At 70.7% G+C, this 15,331-nt stretch carries 16 protein-coding genes; 13 read left to right on the top strand and 3 right to left on the bottom strand.

Features of this window, described 5'->3' with window-relative positions:
• The first annotated feature begins 26 nt into the window (after positions 1-26).
• From SSP29_RS06030 to SSP29_RS05995, 8 genes are all read left to right on the top strand, one after another.
• Entirely contained in the window at positions 27-1,058 is a 1,032-nt protein-coding gene (locus SSP29_RS06030; RefSeq protein WP_089099394.1) for a LacI family DNA-binding transcriptional regulator, read from the top strand.
• A 102-nt stretch (positions 1,059-1,160) separates the two neighbouring features.
• Positions 1,161-2,507 (top strand): endo-1,4-beta-xylanase, encoded by a 1,347-nt coding sequence (locus SSP29_RS06025; protein WP_089099393.1) that lies wholly within the window; start codon positions 1,161-1,163, stop codon positions 2,505-2,507.
• A gap of 152 nt (positions 2,508-2,659) precedes the next feature.
• Positions 2,660-3,664, top strand: coding sequence for an LCP family protein (locus SSP29_RS06020; RefSeq protein ID WP_089099825.1), 1,005 nt, complete (start codon positions 2,660-2,662; stop codon positions 3,662-3,664).
• A gap of 161 nt (positions 3,665-3,825) precedes the next feature.
• Positions 3,826-4,224 carry a WD40 repeat domain-containing protein gene (locus tag SSP29_RS61140; protein WP_089099392.1) on the top strand — a complete coding sequence of 133 codons (399 nt, stop codon included), beginning with the start codon at positions 3,826-3,828 and terminating at the stop codon, positions 4,222-4,224.
• 250 nt (positions 4,225-4,474) lie between these two features.
• A complete protein-coding gene (locus SSP29_RS55060) occupies positions 4,475-4,900 on the top strand; it encodes a hypothetical protein (protein ID WP_089099391.1) in 426 nt (141 codons plus the stop codon).
• A gap of 59 nt (positions 4,901-4,959) precedes the next feature.
• Positions 4,960-5,538 carry a Uma2 family endonuclease gene (locus SSP29_RS55055; protein ID WP_089099390.1) on the top strand — a complete coding sequence of 193 codons (579 nt, stop codon included), beginning with the start codon at positions 4,960-4,962 and terminating at the stop codon, positions 5,536-5,538.
• A 160-nt stretch (positions 5,539-5,698) separates the two neighbouring features.
• Positions 5,699-6,055 (top strand): YciI family protein, encoded by a 357-nt coding sequence (locus tag SSP29_RS06000; protein ID WP_089099389.1) that lies wholly within the window; start codon positions 5,699-5,701, stop codon positions 6,053-6,055.
• 63 nt (positions 6,056-6,118) lie between these two features.
• Positions 6,119-7,399 (top strand): RNA polymerase sigma factor, encoded by a 1,281-nt coding sequence (locus SSP29_RS05995; RefSeq protein ID WP_089099388.1) that lies wholly within the window; start codon positions 6,119-6,121, stop codon positions 7,397-7,399.
• Between the two features lie 131 nt (positions 7,400-7,530).
• On the opposite strand, the gene SSP29_RS05990 is transcribed toward SSP29_RS05995, so the two are convergent.
• Complete coding sequence (locus SSP29_RS05990; protein WP_150133628.1) at positions 7,531-8,709, bottom strand: class I SAM-dependent methyltransferase; 1,179 nt, start codon at positions 8,707-8,709, stop codon at positions 7,531-7,533.
• A gap of 90 nt (positions 8,710-8,799) precedes the next feature.
• On the opposite strand from SSP29_RS05990, the gene SSP29_RS05985 reads away from it, so the two are divergent.
• From SSP29_RS05985 to groL, 5 genes are all read left to right on the top strand, one after another.
• Positions 8,800-9,681: a polysaccharide deacetylase family protein gene (locus SSP29_RS05985; protein ID WP_089099386.1), complete on the top strand. Its 882-nt coding sequence runs from the start codon at positions 8,800-8,802 to the stop codon at positions 9,679-9,681.
• Complete coding sequence (locus SSP29_RS05980; RefSeq protein ID WP_089099385.1) at positions 9,678-10,481, top strand: polysaccharide deacetylase family protein; 804 nt, start codon at positions 9,678-9,680, stop codon at positions 10,479-10,481. Before SSP29_RS05985 ends, SSP29_RS05980 begins: the two co-directional genes overlap by 4 nt.
• Positions 10,482-10,615: 134 nt before the next feature.
• Positions 10,616-11,383: a pirin family protein gene (locus SSP29_RS05975; RefSeq protein WP_089099384.1), complete on the top strand. Its 768-nt coding sequence runs from the start codon at positions 10,616-10,618 to the stop codon at positions 11,381-11,383.
• A gap of 212 nt (positions 11,384-11,595) precedes the next feature.
• The gene (gene groES, locus SSP29_RS05970; protein WP_004955293.1) at positions 11,596-11,904 is read left to right on the top strand and encodes a co-chaperone GroES; all 309 of its coding nucleotides are present in this window, start codon (positions 11,596-11,598) and stop codon (positions 11,902-11,904) included.
• A 118-nt stretch (positions 11,905-12,022) separates the two neighbouring features.
• On the top strand, positions 12,023-13,648 hold the full coding sequence (groL, locus tag SSP29_RS05965) for a chaperonin GroEL (RefSeq protein ID WP_089099383.1): 1,626 nt from the start codon (positions 12,023-12,025) through the stop codon (positions 13,646-13,648).
• Positions 13,649-13,733: 85 nt separating this feature from the next.
• Here the strand turns inward: groL and SSP29_RS05960 are convergent, their stop codons facing one another.
• Entirely contained in the window at positions 13,734-14,441 is a 708-nt protein-coding gene (locus SSP29_RS05960; RefSeq protein WP_089099382.1) for an ester cyclase, read from the bottom strand.
• 95 nt (positions 14,442-14,536) lie between these two features.
• Positions 14,537-15,310, bottom strand: a complete 774-nt coding sequence (locus SSP29_RS05955) for an SDR family NAD(P)-dependent oxidoreductase (RefSeq protein WP_089099381.1) — start codon at positions 15,308-15,310, stop codon at positions 14,537-14,539.
• Between the last annotated feature and the right edge of the window lie 21 nt (positions 15,311-15,331).

Raw genomic sequence — 15,331 nt, 5'->3', positions numbered from 1 at the left:
GGGAGCGCAGGGATACGATCGCGGGCATGACGCCTCCGAAGCCCGCAGAAACGCAGACGGCGACGCTCGCCGAAATCGCCCGTGAGGCCGGCGTGTCCGCTCCGACTGTTTCGAAGGTCCTGAACGGGCGTGCCGACGTCGCCCCGGCGACCCGCACCCGGGTCGAGGAGCTGCTGCGCGCCTACGGCTACCGGCGCCGCCGCGCCGAGGCCTCCCGGTCGCCGCTGATCGACCTGGTCTTCCACGAGCTGGAGAGCGCGTGGGCGATGGAGGTCATCCGGGGGGTGGAGAACGTGGCCCGGGACGCCGGGCTGAGTGTCGTCCTGAGCGAGAGCGCCGGGCGGCTGACTCCCGGGCGGACCTGGGCGGACCAGGTGGCGGCGCGGCGGCCGCACGGGGTGGTGCTGGTGCTGTCGGGTCTTGACGAGTCGCAGCGGGCGCTGCTGATGAGCCGGTCGATCCCGTTCGTGGTGATGGACCCGGCGGGGGACCCGGGGCCGGACGTGCCGTCCATCGGGGCCACCAACTGGCAGGGCGGGCTCGCCGCCACCCGGCACCTGGTCGAGCTGGGGCACCGGCGCATCGGAGCGATCAGCGGGCCGTCCCGGATGATGTGCAGCCGGGCCCGGGTGGACGGGTACCGGGCCGCGCTGGAGACCGCCGGGCTTCCGGTGGACCAGGCTCTGATCAAGACCGGCGACTTCCACCACGACGCCGGCTACCGGCTCGGCCTGGAGCTGCTGCGCATGCCCGACCGGCCGACCGCGATCTTCACCGGCAACGACCTCCAGGCGCTCGGGCTCTACGAGGCCGCGCGCGAGCTGGGGCTGCGCATCCCGGAGGACGTGAGCATCGTCGGGTTCGACGATCTGCCGGTGGCCCGCTGGGTGGGGCCGCCGCTGACGACCGTACGGCAGCCGCTGACCGAGATGGCCGAGGCGGCGGCGCGGCTGGTCCTTGAGATGGGGCGGGCGGAGGAGGCCACGACGGCTACGCGGGTGGAGCTGGCGACGAGCCTGGTGGTGCGCAGCAGTACGGCGGCGCCCGCCGCTCCGTGAGGGGAGTGGCCGGATGTTGACGTATTGACGGGTGGTGCGGGCGTCTCCACACTCCTCCGAAGCCAATCGGTTGCACGACCGAATCTTTCGGAGGCACCCGCAATGAGATCTCTGAGGACAGGCTTATCGCTGGCCGCACTCGTCACCGGCGCCGCCCTGCTGTTCACGGCGCCCGCGGCGCACGCCGCCGACACCCCGCTGCGCGACCTCGCCGCCACCAAGGGCAAGGTCATCGGCACCGCGGTCACCGGCTCCAAGCTCACCGGCACCTACGGCGACCTGGCCGGCGGCCAGTTCAGCTCGCTGACCCCGGGCAACGCCATGAAGTGGGGGACGGTCGAGCCCACGCAGGGCACCTTCAACTGGAGCGAGGCCGACCAGATCGTCGCCTTCGCCCAGGCCCACAACCAGCAGGTGCGCGGCCACACCCTGGTCTGGCACAGCCAGAACCCGAGCTGGCTGACGAACGGCACCTGGACGTCCGCCCAGCTGAGCAGCCTCCTGCAGAACCACATCAGCACCGAGGTGGGCCGCTACAAGGGGAAGATCGCGGCCTGGGACGTCGTCAACGAACCCTTCAACGAGGACGGCACCTACCGCTCCACCCTCTGGTACAACGGCCTCGGTTCCGACTACATCGCCAATGCCCTGACCTGGGCCCACGCGGCCGACCCGGACGCCAAGCTGTACATCAACGACTACAACGTCGAGGGCGTCAACGCGAAGAGCACGGCCCTGTACAACCTGGTGAAGTCGCTCAAGGCGGCCGGCGTCCCGATCGACGGGGTCGGGCTCCAGGCCCACCTCATCCTCGGCCAGGTGCCGGCCACCCTCCAGCAGAACATCCAGCGCTTCGCCGACCTGGGCGTCGACGTGGCGATCACCGAGCTGGACATCCGGATGGCGCTGCCCTCCGACAGCACCAAGCTCGCCCAGCAGAAGGCCGACTTCAAGTCGGTGGTGGCCGCGTGCGTGGCGGTGAGCCGCTGCGTCAACGTCACCGTGTGGGGCTTCACCGACTCCGACTCGTGGGTGGACAGCACCTTCCCGGGCTACGGCGCGGCGACCCCGTACGACGCGAACTACGCGCCGAAACCGGCGTACTACGGCATCGCGGAGGCGCTCGGCGGGACCACGACCACCCCGCCGCCGACCGGTGCCTGCACCGCCGCCTACAGCGTGGGCAGCCAGTGGAACACCGGGTTCACCGGCCAGGTGACCATCTCCTGCTCGGGCGCCTCGCTCTCGTCCTGGCAGGTGAGCTGGACGTACGGCGCAGGGCAGCAGATCACGCAGGCCTGGAACGCAGTCTGCACCCAGTCGGGCGCGGCCGTGTCCTGCGCCAACGCCTCCTACAACGGGACGGTGGCGGACGGGAGTTCGGTGTCGTTCGGGTTCAACGCGTCCTGGAGCGGGAGCAATCCGGTGCCCGTCGTCACCCTGGGCTGAACCCGGACTGAGAAGGGTGAGATTTTCCGAAGAAAACCCCTTCGCGGCGCTCGCGCTAACAGTCCCCTAATAATTCGGACTTACGTTCCTGCCTTGTGACGGGACACGAGGAGCAAGGCGACGCGGTCAGACGGGTGGGCCGGCGGTCGAGAGTGCTGAAGATCGTCGGCCTCACCCTGGCGGGGGTCATGACGCTCGGCATCGCGGGCGCGGGGTGGGTCTACTGGCACCTCAACGACAACATCAAGAGCGTCGACATCAACAGCGCGCTCGGGGACGACCGCCCGGCGAAGGCGGTGACGACGCCGACGGCCGCCGCGTCCGCGTCCGCCTCCGCGTCGCCGCTGCCCACCGGCTCGGTGAACATCCTGGTGCTGGGCTCGGACTCGCGCAGCGGCAAGGAGAACAAGAAGCTCGGCGGCGGCAGCAGCTCGGGTGCCCGCTCCGACACCGCGATGGTCGTCCACATCGACGCCGGCCGGACCTCGGCCACCGTCGTCAGCATTCCGCGCGACACCCTGGTCACCCGGCCCTCCTGCCCGCTGTCCTCCGGCGGCTCGACGTCCGTCGCCTACAACGCGATGTTCAACAGCGCCTACTCGGTGGGCGGGGCGGTGTGCGCGGTCAAGACGGTCGAGTCGATCACCGGTGTCCGCATGGACCACTACCTGGAGATCGACTTCTCGGGCTTCGCGAAGCTGGTCGACGCGCTCGGCGGGGTGACCGTGACCACCGACCAGGACATCGACGACGACGACAGCCACCTGCACCTGAAGAAGGGCACCCACCACCTGAACGGCACCCAGGCCCTGGCGCTCGCCCGCACCCGGCACGGCATAGGCGACGGCAGCGACCTGGGCCGGATAGGCCTGCAGCAGAAGCTGGTGAAGGCCCTCCTCGACCAGATGGCCTCCAGCAGCCTGCTGACCAACCCGGCCAAGCTCTACGAGGTCGCCGACGCGGTCACCTCCAGCCTCACCACCGACACCGGCCTGGACTCGCTGAGCGAACTGATGCGGCTGGGCCAGAGCCTCAAGGGCCTCACCTCGGACAACGTCAAGACGGTGATGATGCCCGTGGTGACCGCGCCCTCCGACCACAACCGGGTGATCGCGAAGGAGCCGGCGGCGAGCGACCTGTGGGAGTCGTTGCGGTAGCGGACGGCCTTGAGAGCCGCCGACGCGCCTGATCCGGCGACAAGCCACGGAGCCATGGGGAGGCCGGGGCGCCCTGCGCGAAGGCGGCATCCGGGTTTCTGCCCTGAGACGGGGAGACAGCGGAAGGATGATGGTTTTGAGTTCCGGGGCGGCTCGGCAGCATGTTGCCGAGCTCCTGGGACCTCGGCGCCCCGCACGGCTCCGCCTTGTTCGTGACGTGTCGCCGGCCGGCGTGGCACTGGCCTCCGTCGGCCTGGCGGTCTGCATGCTGGTCGACCAGCAGAGCGCCATCAACGTGGCCACCATCGCCGGCCTGTTCCTGGGCATCCCGTACCTGCCGGGAGGCCGGTTGTGGCAACCGCAGGGCACTGGTTGGGCACCTCGGCCGTGGCCGCTGGGCGCGGTGCACCGGCGAGCCCATGGCTCCCCGCGAGGTGATGCTGCTCGTTGGCCATAACGCCTCCGTACTCACCGTTGACTTCAACTCGGACGGCAGCCGACTGGCAAGCGCCAGTGCCGATTGGACCGTTCGGCTGTGGGATGTCAGTGGCCTGCGGTGACTTCCCGTCCACGTCCGTGTCTCGAAGCTCAGTCTTCGGGGCGACGCTTCCGAGTTGACCGCGCTCCTGCTCCTCCCTGACGGAGTCCGTCGCGCACGTCGTCGCTTGAGCTTCGGAGGTCGGGATCCGAGACCCTTTTTGTAAGGAATGGGTGGGTGGTCTCACCTCACCCGCCCTCCCAAGTCGCCCGCTGGCCAGGCGAGATGACTTTTCGTGATCGGGTCGCGCCGCAGCGTCGCGGGCGTGTAGCGTGCGCCACGAAAGCATCGACCCCCGGCTGGCGTTGTCGGCCGGGGGGTGCGGCGCACTGGAGGAGAGCGCGGCGGAATGGTTCGCGCGGGGCGCGAGCGAGGCGCAGCTCGTGCAGGCGATGAGCGCCGGGCTGCCGGAACACGTGGCGCATGCGTACGGGTTCGTACGCGCCCGGCTCGACGTGAAGCTCCCGCCGGAGCCGGAGCCTCAACCGCCCACCCGGTACGAGGTCGTGTGCACCGCGTGCACCGCGTGCACCGCGTGCGCCGAGCCGGCGGCCGGGGCCTCGCTGCGCGGCGGGCTCTGCGAGGGCTGCCGGGGAGGGCGGTCCGGCCTCACTGCCGACCAGGTCCACGCGCACGTGGGGCGACTGCGTGCCGCCCTGCGCACCCGGCCTCGTACACGGAAAGGAGCAGACGCATGACGACCTTGCAGCACGGGCCGCCCGCGGCCGGGGCAGGATGGAGGGGAGGAGGCGACGCCATGACCCCCAGTACTGCCGACCGGCCCCAGATGCTCGTCGAGGAATTCGAGGAGCTCGCCCGCCATGCGCCGGAGTCGGCGCGCCTGGAGTTCCTGAACGGGAAGATCGGGGTCAAGCCCATGCCGGACGGCAACCACGGCGAGATCGTCGCCTGGCTCCTCAAACGGTGCATGCAGTACCGGCCCGAGTTGTTCCTCTATCCGGAACAGGGACTGAAGGTCGAGGCCTACCGCAAGGGGAGGGCCAAGCCGGACGGTGCCCTGGCGCCCGAGGAGTACTTCGTCGGCAAGGGCGAGTGGGCCGAGCCGGACGGTGTCCTGATGGTCGTCGAGGTCACCTCCCACGACCGGGACGCCGACAAGCGGGACCGGGTGGAGAAGCCCGACGGCTACGCGGCCGCCGGCATCCCCATGTACCTCCTCGTCGACCGGGACCTGACGAGCGTGATCGTCTACTCCGACCCGGAGGGCGGCGTCTATCGTTCCGTCACCAGCCGGGCCTTCGGCGCCGTGATCGAGCTCCCGGATCCCGTCGGTTTCAGCCTGGAGACGGAGAAGCTCAAGGACTTCACTGACTGATCTGACCTTGTCCGGCCTTGGCTGACCTGCGGAAACGCTCATTGGGAAATAATCTTCGAAGAGATTTCGCGAACGTGTCGATCCGCCCGTCCGCCGTTCGACGCATGGGTGAGCGGCGAGGAAAAGCCCCGCCGCATCGGAACGAGACCGAGGAGTCACCATGCCCCGTTACCTGTCGCTCGTGCGGATCGACGAGACCGCCGTCCCCGCCGAGGGGCCCAGCCAGGAGCTGATGCAGCGGATGGGCGAGCTGATCGAGGAGATCACCAAGGCCGGCGTGATGCTGGACACCGCAGGGCTCACGCCGACCTCCCAGGGCACTCGGGTGCACTGGGAGGGCGGCAAGATCTCCGTCACCGACGGGCCGTTCACCGAGTCCAAGGAGGTCATCGGCGGTTACGCGCTCATGCAGTGCAAGGACAAGGCCGAGGCCCTGGAGTGGACCAAGCGGTTCCTCAAGGTGCACGAGGAGTTCTGGACCGTGACCTGCGAGGTCCGGGAGATCGCGGAGGGCTGACCTTCGCCGGCCTTCGCCGACCTTCCTGGCGTGCGTCCTGCGGTGGGTGTTGCATGGGGGGCTGTGAGCACACAGCCCCCCGCCGAGGCCGACGCCCCCGCCGAGCCCGACCCCCGGCACGCCATCGAGACCGTCTTCCGGCTCGAATCGCCCCGCGTGATCGCCGGCGTCGCCCGGATCGTCCGGGACGTCGGCATCGCGGAGGAGCTGGCGCAGGACGCGCTCGTCGCCGCCCTGGAGCAGTGGCCCCGGGAGGGCGTGCCCGACAACCCGGGCGCCTGGCTCATGGCCACCGCCCGCCACCGCGCCGTCGACCTGGTCCGGCGCCGGGAGAACTACGCCCGCAAGCTCGCGGAGATCGGCCGCAGCACGGAGACGACGGCCCCGCCCGAGGAGCCCGCCGACCCGGACGACATCGACGACGACCTGCTCCGCCTGGTCTTCACCACCTGCCATCCGGTGCTGTCGCCCGAGGCCCGCACGGCCCTCACCCTGCGCCTCCTCGGCGGCCTGACCACGGCCGAGATCGCCCGCGCCTTCCTGGTCCCCGAACCGACGGTCGCCCAGCGCATCGTCCGCGCCAAGCGCACCCTCGCGACGAAGAACATCGCCTTCGAGGTGCCGTACGGCCCCGACCGCGAGGCCCGGCTCGGCTCGGTCCTGGACGTCATCTACCTGATCTACAACGAGGGCTACGCGGCCACGGCGGGCGACGACTGGCTGCGCCCCTCGCTGTGCGAGGACGCGCTGCGGCTGGCGCGCGTGCTCTCGGGGCTGATGCCGAAGGAGCCGGAGGTGCACGCCCTCGCCTCCCTCCTGGAGTTCCAGTCCTCCCGGACGGCCGCCCGTACCGGCCCCGAGGGCGAACCGGTCCTTCTCCGGGACCAGAACCGACGCCGCTGGAACCGCATGCTCATCGCCCGCGGCATCAGGGCCTTCGCCCGCGCGGACGCCACGGCGACCGGCGCCCCGGGGCCGTACGCCCTCCAGGCGGCCATCGCGGCCTGCCACGCGCACGCGTACACGTACGAGGAGACCGACTGGACCGCCATCGCCACCCTGTACGGCCTGCTGGCGGCCCGGTCCCCGTCCCCGGTGGTGGAGCTGAACCGGGCGGTGGCCGTGTCGATGGCGGACGGCCCGGCGGCGGCCCTGGCGATCGTGGACCCGCTGACCGCCGAACCCGCCCTGCGCGACTACCACCTGCTGCCGAGCGTGCGCGGCGACCTGCTGGCCCGCCTGGGGCGCAGTGCCGAGGCCCGCGCGGAGTTCGAACGGGCCGCGGGCCTGGCCCGCAACGAGCGGGAACGGGAGCTTCTGCTGCGGCGGGCGCGGGAGATCTGAGCACGTCGGTTCAACAGCGCCCCGAAGGGGCGCGGGGCAGTATCAATATGCGGCTCCGCCGGGCGGGCGCGACCAGCCACGACGGCGCGGCGGACGCTCGACGGCACATCGCGGCACATCCAGCGGAGCGCTCAGGGACGTGCCGGGTGGCCCAGCAGCATGGTCGGGGCGCCCGCCACCCGGGTCAGGAAGACGATCGCCGTGTTGCGTCCCTGCGGCTTCGGCAGGGCCTTCCTGCGCAGCTCCTCCGGCTCCACCGCCGACCCGCGCTTCTTGACGGTCAGGTTCCCGACCTCGCGCTCGCGCAGGAGTGCCTTCAGCTTCTTGACGTTGAAGGGGAGTTCGTCGGTGATCTCGTACGCCGTCGCGTAGGGGGTGGCGCTAAGCGTGTCGGCCGTGATGTACGCGATCGTCGGGTCGACCAGACCGCCGGCGAGCTCCTCGGCGACCTCGGCGACCAGGTGGGCGCGGATGACGGCGCCGTCCGGCTCGTAGAGGTAGCGGCCGACCGGCCGGACCGCGGGGTCGGGGAGGCCGCGGCCGAGCAGGGTGCGCGGGCCCGGGAGGAGGGTGGCGCGAACGGCTCCCGGGGCACCGGTGCCGAACCAGAGGACGGCCTCCTTCACGTCACCCGCGTCCGAGATCCACTCCGCCTCGGCGGCCGCCGGGACCGCCTCGTGCGGGATGCCGGGGGCGATCTTCAGCGCGGCCGCGCGGGCCGTCGACGCGGCCTCGACCGCCCAGGACAGGGGCGGTGAGTAGGCCTCCGGGTCGAAGATGCGGCCGCGGCCGCCGCGCCGGGCCGGGTCGACGAAGACGGCGTCGTGGCCGGCCGTGTCCACCTCCTGGACGTCCGCCTCCCTGACCTCGATCAGGCCGGCGAGCCCGAGCGCGTCGGCGTTCGCCCGCGCGGTGGCCGCCGTCACCGGATCCCGGTCCACGGCGAGGACGCGGATGCCGGCCCGCGCCAGCGCGATCGCGTCGCCCCCGATCCCGCAGCACAGGTCGGCCACCGAGGTCACCCCGAGCTCCTTCAGCCGCTGAGCCCGGTACGTGGCGACACTCGCCCGCGTCGACTGCTCGACCCCGTTCGGCGTGAAGAACATGCGGCCCGCGTCCGCCTCCCCGAACTTCGCCGCCGCCCGCTGCCGCAGCCGGGCCTGGGCCAGCGCCGCCGACACCAGCTCGGCGGGGTGCGCGCGGCGCAGCCGGGTGGCCACGGCGAGCTCGTCGGCGGGCGCGGTGCCGCGCACCTCGTCGAGGAGGGCGCGGCCCTCGGGGGTGAGGAGGGGGGAGAGGTGGTCGTTCACCGGGTCATTGTCGGCCAGTCGGTGGATGGTTCGCCTCCGGCCGAGGTGTCTGCCCGGGTTCGGGGGAGGTGCCTGGAAGGATCCGACGCCATGCGAGCAGTCGTACAAAATGACAAAAATAGGGCAGTGCTGGCCGTTGCCGCCCTCTCCGCCGTCGCCGTCGTCTCCGGCTGCGCCGGACCGGGGAGCGAGGCGGAGGTCCGCCCCGCCGCGGGCCAGCAGGCCCACCGGGGTGCTGCTCCCGACTCCCCCGCCGCCCTTGCCGCCGCCGCCCGGCGCTGGGGGCTGGACGCGGTCCCGCTGCGGCCCCCGGCTCCGCCGAAGTACAAGCCGAGGATCACCGCTCGCGACGGCTTCGAGGTGGACGGCCAGGTGGAGGACGACCTGCCCCCTGTCTTCACCACGATCCCGACCAGGAAGAAGGTCGTCTTCCTCACCATCGACGACGGCGCCGAGAAGGACCCGGACTTCCTGCGGATGATGAGCGAGCTGCGGATCCCCTACAGCGCGTTCCTCAGCAACTACCTGGTCAAGGACGACTACGGCTACTTCCGCCGGATGCAGGCCGAGGGCCACACCCTCAACAACCACACCCTCACCCACCCCTACCTGCCGGGCCTGACCTACGACGAGCAGAAGCGCGAGATCTGCGGCATGCAGGAGATCATGAAGAAGCAGTTCGGCAAGGCGCCGACGGTCTTCCGCCCGCCCTACGGCAACTACAACGGCGACACCCTGCGCGCCGCCAAGGCCTGCGGCATCAAGTACGCGCCGATCTGGGACGAGGAGGTGTTCGTCGACCACTGGGAGTACCGCGAGTGGGACCGCGGACTGCACCCCGGTGACATCGTCCTCACGCACTTCCGGGGCCGGAACGACTGGGACGGCACCATGGTCGACGACATGCGCCGCTTTCTGAACAAGGTCACCCGCGACGGCTATGCGGTGGCGCGCCTGGAGGACTACCTGTGAGCCGACCGAGGGCGACGGCCGCGCTGCTGGCCGCCGCCCTCCTCCTGTCGGCCTGCGCCCCGTCCGTCGACCCCATCGAACGGCTCGGCAGGAAGGCGGCCGACCGGGTACGCCCGCACGGCCCGGCCGGCGTGCCCGCGTACCGCCAGTGGGGCCTGGCCGCGCCCCTCTCCCCGGCTCCCCGCCCGCCGCTGCACCCGCTGGCCTTCCGCACCGCCCTGCCGCCGGTCGTCGACCACATCCCCACGTCCGACCGGGTCGTCTTCCTCACCTACGACGACGGTGCCGAGAAGGACCCCCGCTTCGTCGACATGGTCCGCGAACTGCGCCTGCCGGTGAGCATGTTCCTCACGGACAGCGTGGTCGGCCCCGGCTACGGCCACTTCGCCCGCCTCCAGTCGGTCGGCGCGAGCGTCCAGAACCACACCCTCGACCACCCGGCCATGCCCGGTCTGCCGTACGCGGGCCAGCGCGCCGAGATCTGCGGCCAGCAGGAGAAGCTGAAGTCCCGCTTCGGTATCCGCCCCCGCCTCTTCCGCCCGCCCTACGGCACCTACGACACCACCACCCTGCGCGCGGCCGCCGACTGCGGTGTCACCGCGGTGGTCCTGTGGCGGGCGGCGATGACACCCGACGGCATCACCTACCGGAACGGGGACAAGCAGCTCCGCCCCGGCGACATCATCCTGGTGGGCCCCGACGAGGCCCTCGGACCGAGCCTCAGAGAGCGCACCACCCGGCTGCTGCGCCGGGTGCAGGCGAGCGGGCTGACGGTGGGCCGTCTCGAGGACTACCTCTAGCTGTCTCTGGCTCCTTATAGCTTTAATCATCAAGTCAATGTCGGCGCTCTCGTCCACCAATTACGTGCAAGACGGATCCGTGTTAACTTGAATATTCACGTCAATGGATCCCCGCGCGGAGCAGGTGGCACAACATGAGCGCACTACTGACACCCGGTGTGGAGGTGCGGCGCGCTGACGCGCGGCTCGCGAGCCGGCTGTCCTGGCTCGACTCGAAGCACTCGTTCTCCCTCGGCACGCACCGGCCGGACCCGGCCAACACGCACCACGGGGTGCTGCTGGTCAACAACGAGGACGTGGTGCAGCCGGGCACGGGCTTCGAGACCCATCCGCACCGGGACATGGAGATCGTCACCTGGGTGCTCCAGGGCTCCCTGGTCCACCAGGACTCCGGCGGCCACTCCGGCGTGATCTACCCGGGCCTGGCCCAGCGGATGAGCGCCGGCACCGGCATCCTGCACTCGGAGAAGAACGACACCCACCGGGCCGCCGGCCGGCCGCCCGCCGACCCCGTGCACTTCGTCCAGATGTGGGTCGTCCCCGACGAGGCCGGCGTCACCCCGGGCTACGAACAGCTGGAGATCGACGCCGAACTGCTGTCCGGCGGGCTGGTCACGGTGGCGTCCGGAATGGACCGGCACAAGGACGCGAGCGCCATCCGGATCCGGAACCGGCACGCCGCGCTGTACGCGGCACGGCTGCGCCCCGGCGGGCAGGTGACCCTTCCCGAGGCGCCGTACCTGCACCTGTTCGTCGCCCGCGGTGCGGTGGACCTGGAGGGTGTCGGGGTGCTCGGCGAGGGGGACGCCGCTCGTTTCACGGCCACCGGCGGGCACCGGGTGACGGCCTCGGGGCCCGCCGAGATCCTGGTGTGGGAGATGCACGCCGCCGTCGCTCTGTGACGTCCGAGGGGGCCGATTCCGGCGGCGCGCCGACCGCAATTGGCACTCCGCTTGACCGAGTGCTAATCGCGGTCATAGTCTCGGCTCTGGCACTCGGCAGACGAGAGTGCCAACAACGCGACGGGCAGGTCCGGCACCCGCGACGACGGATCGACCTGGTCGCCACCTCAGACAGTTAACCCCGTGAGATCTCCGAAGGGGGAGGTCGGATCGTGACGACCGCCAGCTCCAAGGTTGCCATCAAGCCGCTTGAGGACCGCATCGTGGTCCAGCCGCTCGACGCCGAGCAGACCACGGCCTCCGGCCTGGTCATCCCGGACACCGCGAAGGAGAAGCCCCAGGAGGGCGCCGTCCTCGCCGTGGGCCCGGGCCGTTTCGAGAACGGCGAGCGCCTGCCGCTCGACGTCAAGGTCGGCGACGTCGTTCTGTACAGCAAGTACGGCGGCACCGAGGTGAAGTACAACGGCGACGAGTACCTCGTCCTCTCGGCTCGCGACGTGCTCGCGATCATCGAGAAGTAATTCACCCGAAGCACATTCTGCTTTGAGCTGCGCCCCTGGCCCCCGCGACCTTATGAAGCCGGGCGTCGGGGGCGCGGTTCGTTTCACCCACGCTTTCCGAGAGGGCTGAACCGCTCCCATGGCGAAGATCCTGAAGTTCGACGAGGACGCCCGTCGCGCCCTTGAGCGCGGCGTCAACAAGCTTGCCGACACGGTGAAGGTGACGATCGGCCCCAAGGGCCGCAACGTCGTCATCGACAAGAAGTTCGGCGCCCCCACCATCACCAACGACGGTGTCACCATCGCCCGCGAGGTCGAGCTCGACGACCCGTACGAGAACCTCGGCGCCCAGCTGGTGAAGGAGGTGGCGACCAAGACCAACGACATCGCGGGTGACGGTACGACCACCGCCACCGTGCTGGCCCAGGCGCTCGTCCGCGAGGGCCTGAAGAACGTCGCCGCGGGTGCCTCCCCGGCCGCCCTGAAGAAGGGCATCGACGCCGCCGTCGCCGCCGTCTCCGACGAGCTGCTCTCCTCCGCCCGTCCGATCGAGGACAAGGCCGACATCGCCGCCGTCGCCGCGCTGTCCGCCCAGGACACGCAGGTCGGCGAGCTCATCGCCGAGGCGATGGACAAGGTCGGCAAGGACGGTGTCATCACCGTCGAGGAGTCCAACACCTTCGGTCTGGAGCTGGACTTCACCGAGGGCATGGCCTTCGACAAGGGCTACCTGTCCCCGTACTTCGTGACGGACCAGGAGCGCATGGAGGCCGTCCTCGAGGACCCGTACATCCTCATCAACCAGGGCAAGGTCTCCTCCATCGCCGACCTGCTCCCGCTGCTGGAGAAGGTCATCCAGGCGGGTGCCTCCCGGCCGCTGCTGATCATCGCCGAGGACGTCGAGGGCGAGGCCCTCTCCACCCTCGTCGTCAACAAGATCCGCGGCACCTTCAACGCGGTCGCGGTCAAGGCCCCCGGCTTCGGCGACCGCCGTAAGGCGATGCTGGAGGACCTGGCCACCCTCACCGGCGGCACGGTCGTGTCCGAGGAGGTCGGCCTCAAGCTCGACCAGGTCGGCCTGGACGTGCTCGGCTCCGCCCGCCGTGTCACCGTCACCAAGGACGACACCACGGTCGTCGACGGTGCCGGCGACTCCTCGGCCGTCACGGGCCGCGTCGCCCAGATCAAGGCCGAGATCGAGAACACCGACTCCGACTGGGACCGCGAGAAGCTCCAGGAGCGCCTCGCGAAGCTGGCCGGCGGCGTGTGCGTGATCAAGGTCGGCGCCGCCACCGAGGTGGAGCTGAAGGAGAAGAAGCACCGTCTGGAGGACGCCATCTCCGCGACCCGCGCCGCGGTCGAGGAGGGCATCGTCTCCGGTGGCGGCTCCGCGCTCGTCCACGCCGCGAAGGTCCTGGAGGACGGCCTCGGCAAGACGGGCGACGAGGCGACCGGTGTGGCCGTCGTCCGCCGCGCCGTCGTCGAGCCGCTGCGCTGGATCGCCGAGAACGCCGGCCTGGAGGGCTACGTCATCACCTCCAAGGTCGCCGAGCTCGACAAGGGCCAGGGCTTCAACGCCGCCACCGGCGAGTACGGCGACCTGGTCAAGGCCGGCGTCATCGACCCGGTCAAGGTCACCCGCTCCGCCCTGGAGAACGCCGCCTCCATCGCCTCCCTGCTCCTGACGACCGAGACCCTGGTCGTCGAGAAGAAGGAAGAGGAAGAGGCCGCCGCCGCGGGCCACTCCCACGGCCACTCGCACTGAGGCAGCAGTCTCTGAGGAAGCCCCCGTCCCCGGTCGTCCGCCGGGCACGGGGGCTTCGCCCCTCGCGGGTACTTCGATGGTCGGCCTAGTTCTCCAGCGCGTCCAGCGCACCCAGCTGCGCCAGCAGTCCCATCCGGTCGTACTGCAGCCAGCCCTCGGCCATCTTCCCGCCGGCGTCGAAGCGGTGGACCGTCGTCCCGGCCATGGTGACCTGCCGGCCGGTGTTCGGCACCCCCATGAACTCCGCCTGCTGCACCCCCGTCCAGAGCCACCTGGTGCACACCCGGTCGCCCTGGGCGATCTGGTCCTCGATGAGGAACGAGAAGTCGAAGGCCCGCCGCCACATCTCCAGCTTGCGCCGCATCGCGTCCATGCCGATGGTGTCCTGGCCCTCGACCGGATCGTGGTCGTGGTAGTCCTCGGCGAGCAGACCGTCCAGCGGTGCCAGCGCGCCGGGCTCCGCGATCGTGTCGAAGAACCGCCGCGCGGTGTCCGCGTACAACCCCTCGTCACGCACCACGTCCAGATCGGTGAACGTCGGCGTCCCCTCGCAGAGCGCCAGCAGCTCGTGGAACACCTTGTCGGTCTCCGGGAGACGCGAGTTCCGCATCGCCTCCTCGTACGACGGGAACTCCACGATCTCCACGACGTGCTGCGCGTCGGTGCGGTCCTTGCCGACCAGCGTGTGCGTCGCCGTCCGCTTCCCCTTGGTCTGCTCGACCCACCTGTCCATCAGCCGGTCCATCTCGTCGAACCGCCTGGTCCTGCACTCGATGAGCTGCACGAACGTCATGAAACCGCCTCCGGCCCCCCTGCGGGCGCGACCGAACGACACCATCGTCTCACCGGCCCCGTTCCGGTGTGTCCCGATGTGTCCCGGCCGGCTCCCTACTGCGGCCCGTACTTGCGGCCCGTCTTCGAGGTGATCCCGCCCAGCAGACCGCGCGGTGCCACCTTCGCCAGACCCGTCAGCACCTTGTAGCGGGGATCCGGGACCGACAGCGTCTTCCCGCGCGCGAGGTCGGCCAGCGCCGCCGAGACCAGCTTGTCGGCGTCCAGCCACATCCAGCCCGGGATGTTGTCCGTGCCCATCCCGGCCCGCTCATGGAACTCCGTACGGACGAAACCCGGTGCCAGCGCCATCAGCCGGACCCCGCTGCCGGCGAGATCGCGCGCCGCGCCCTGGGTGAACTGCACGACCCACGCCTTGGAGGCGCCGTACGTCCCGCGCGGCACGAACGCCGCCACCGACGCCACGTTGACCACCCCACCGCGGCCGCGCTCCCGCATCGCGTCGGCCGCCGCAGCCGTCAGCCGCAGCACTGCCTCGCAGTGCACCTTGAGCATGCGCAGCTCGTCGGCCATCGGCACGTCGAGGAAATGGCCCTTGTTGCCGAAGCCGGCGTTGTTGACCAGCAGGTCGACCGGGTTCTTGCGGTCGGCGAGCCGGGCGGTGACCGACTCGATGCCGGCGTCCTCGGCCAGGTCGGCGGTGAGCACCTCCGCCTCGATGCCGTGCCGGTCGTGCAGCTCGGTCGCCTGCTCGCGCAGCCGCTTGGTGTCCCGGGCCACCAGGACGAGGTTGTGCCCGTCGGCCGCCAGCCGCCGCGCGAACGCGGCACCGATCCCCGCGGTCGATCCCGTAATCAGAGCCGTTGTCATGACCCAAGGGTAGTTACCCGG

This window comes from Streptomyces hyaluromycini (genome assembly GCF_002217755.1).
GTDB classification, from domain to species: domain Bacteria; phylum Actinomycetota; class Actinomycetes; order Streptomycetales; family Streptomycetaceae; genus Streptomyces; species Streptomyces hyaluromycini.
This window is presented reverse-complemented; position numbering and strand designations above follow the sequence as displayed.

What these genes read in the sequence shown, in the direction of transcription:
- SSP29_RS06000 (WP_089099389.1), top strand. Translation starts at nt 5,699, where the DNA reads ATGCCCCGTTACCTGTCGCTCGTGCGGATCGACGAGACCGCCGTCCCC.
- SSP29_RS61140 (WP_089099392.1), top strand. Translation starts at nt 3,826, where the DNA reads ATGTTGCCGAGCTCCTGGGACCTCGGCGCCCCGCACGGCTCCGCCTTG.
- SSP29_RS05955 (WP_089099381.1), bottom strand. Translation starts at nt 15,310, where the DNA reads ATGACAACGGCTCTGATTACGGGATCGACCGCGGGGATCGGTGCCGCG.
- SSP29_RS05985 (WP_089099386.1), top strand. Translation starts at nt 8,800, where the DNA reads ATGCGAGCAGTCGTACAAAATGACAAAAATAGGGCAGTGCTGGCCGTT.
- SSP29_RS05975 (WP_089099384.1), top strand. Translation starts at nt 10,616, where the DNA reads ATGAGCGCACTACTGACACCCGGTGTGGAGGTGCGGCGCGCTGACGCG.
- groL (WP_089099383.1), top strand. Translation starts at nt 12,023, where the DNA reads ATGGCGAAGATCCTGAAGTTCGACGAGGACGCCCGTCGCGCCCTTGAG.
- SSP29_RS05960 (WP_089099382.1), bottom strand. Translation starts at nt 14,441, where the DNA reads ATGACGTTCGTGCAGCTCATCGAGTGCAGGACCAGGCGGTTCGACGAG.
- SSP29_RS55055 (WP_089099390.1), top strand. Translation starts at nt 4,960, where the DNA reads ATGACCCCCAGTACTGCCGACCGGCCCCAGATGCTCGTCGAGGAATTC.
- SSP29_RS06025 (WP_089099393.1), top strand. Translation starts at nt 1,161, where the DNA reads ATGAGATCTCTGAGGACAGGCTTATCGCTGGCCGCACTCGTCACCGGC.
- SSP29_RS06030 (WP_089099394.1), top strand. Translation starts at nt 27, where the DNA reads ATGACGCCTCCGAAGCCCGCAGAAACGCAGACGGCGACGCTCGCCGAA.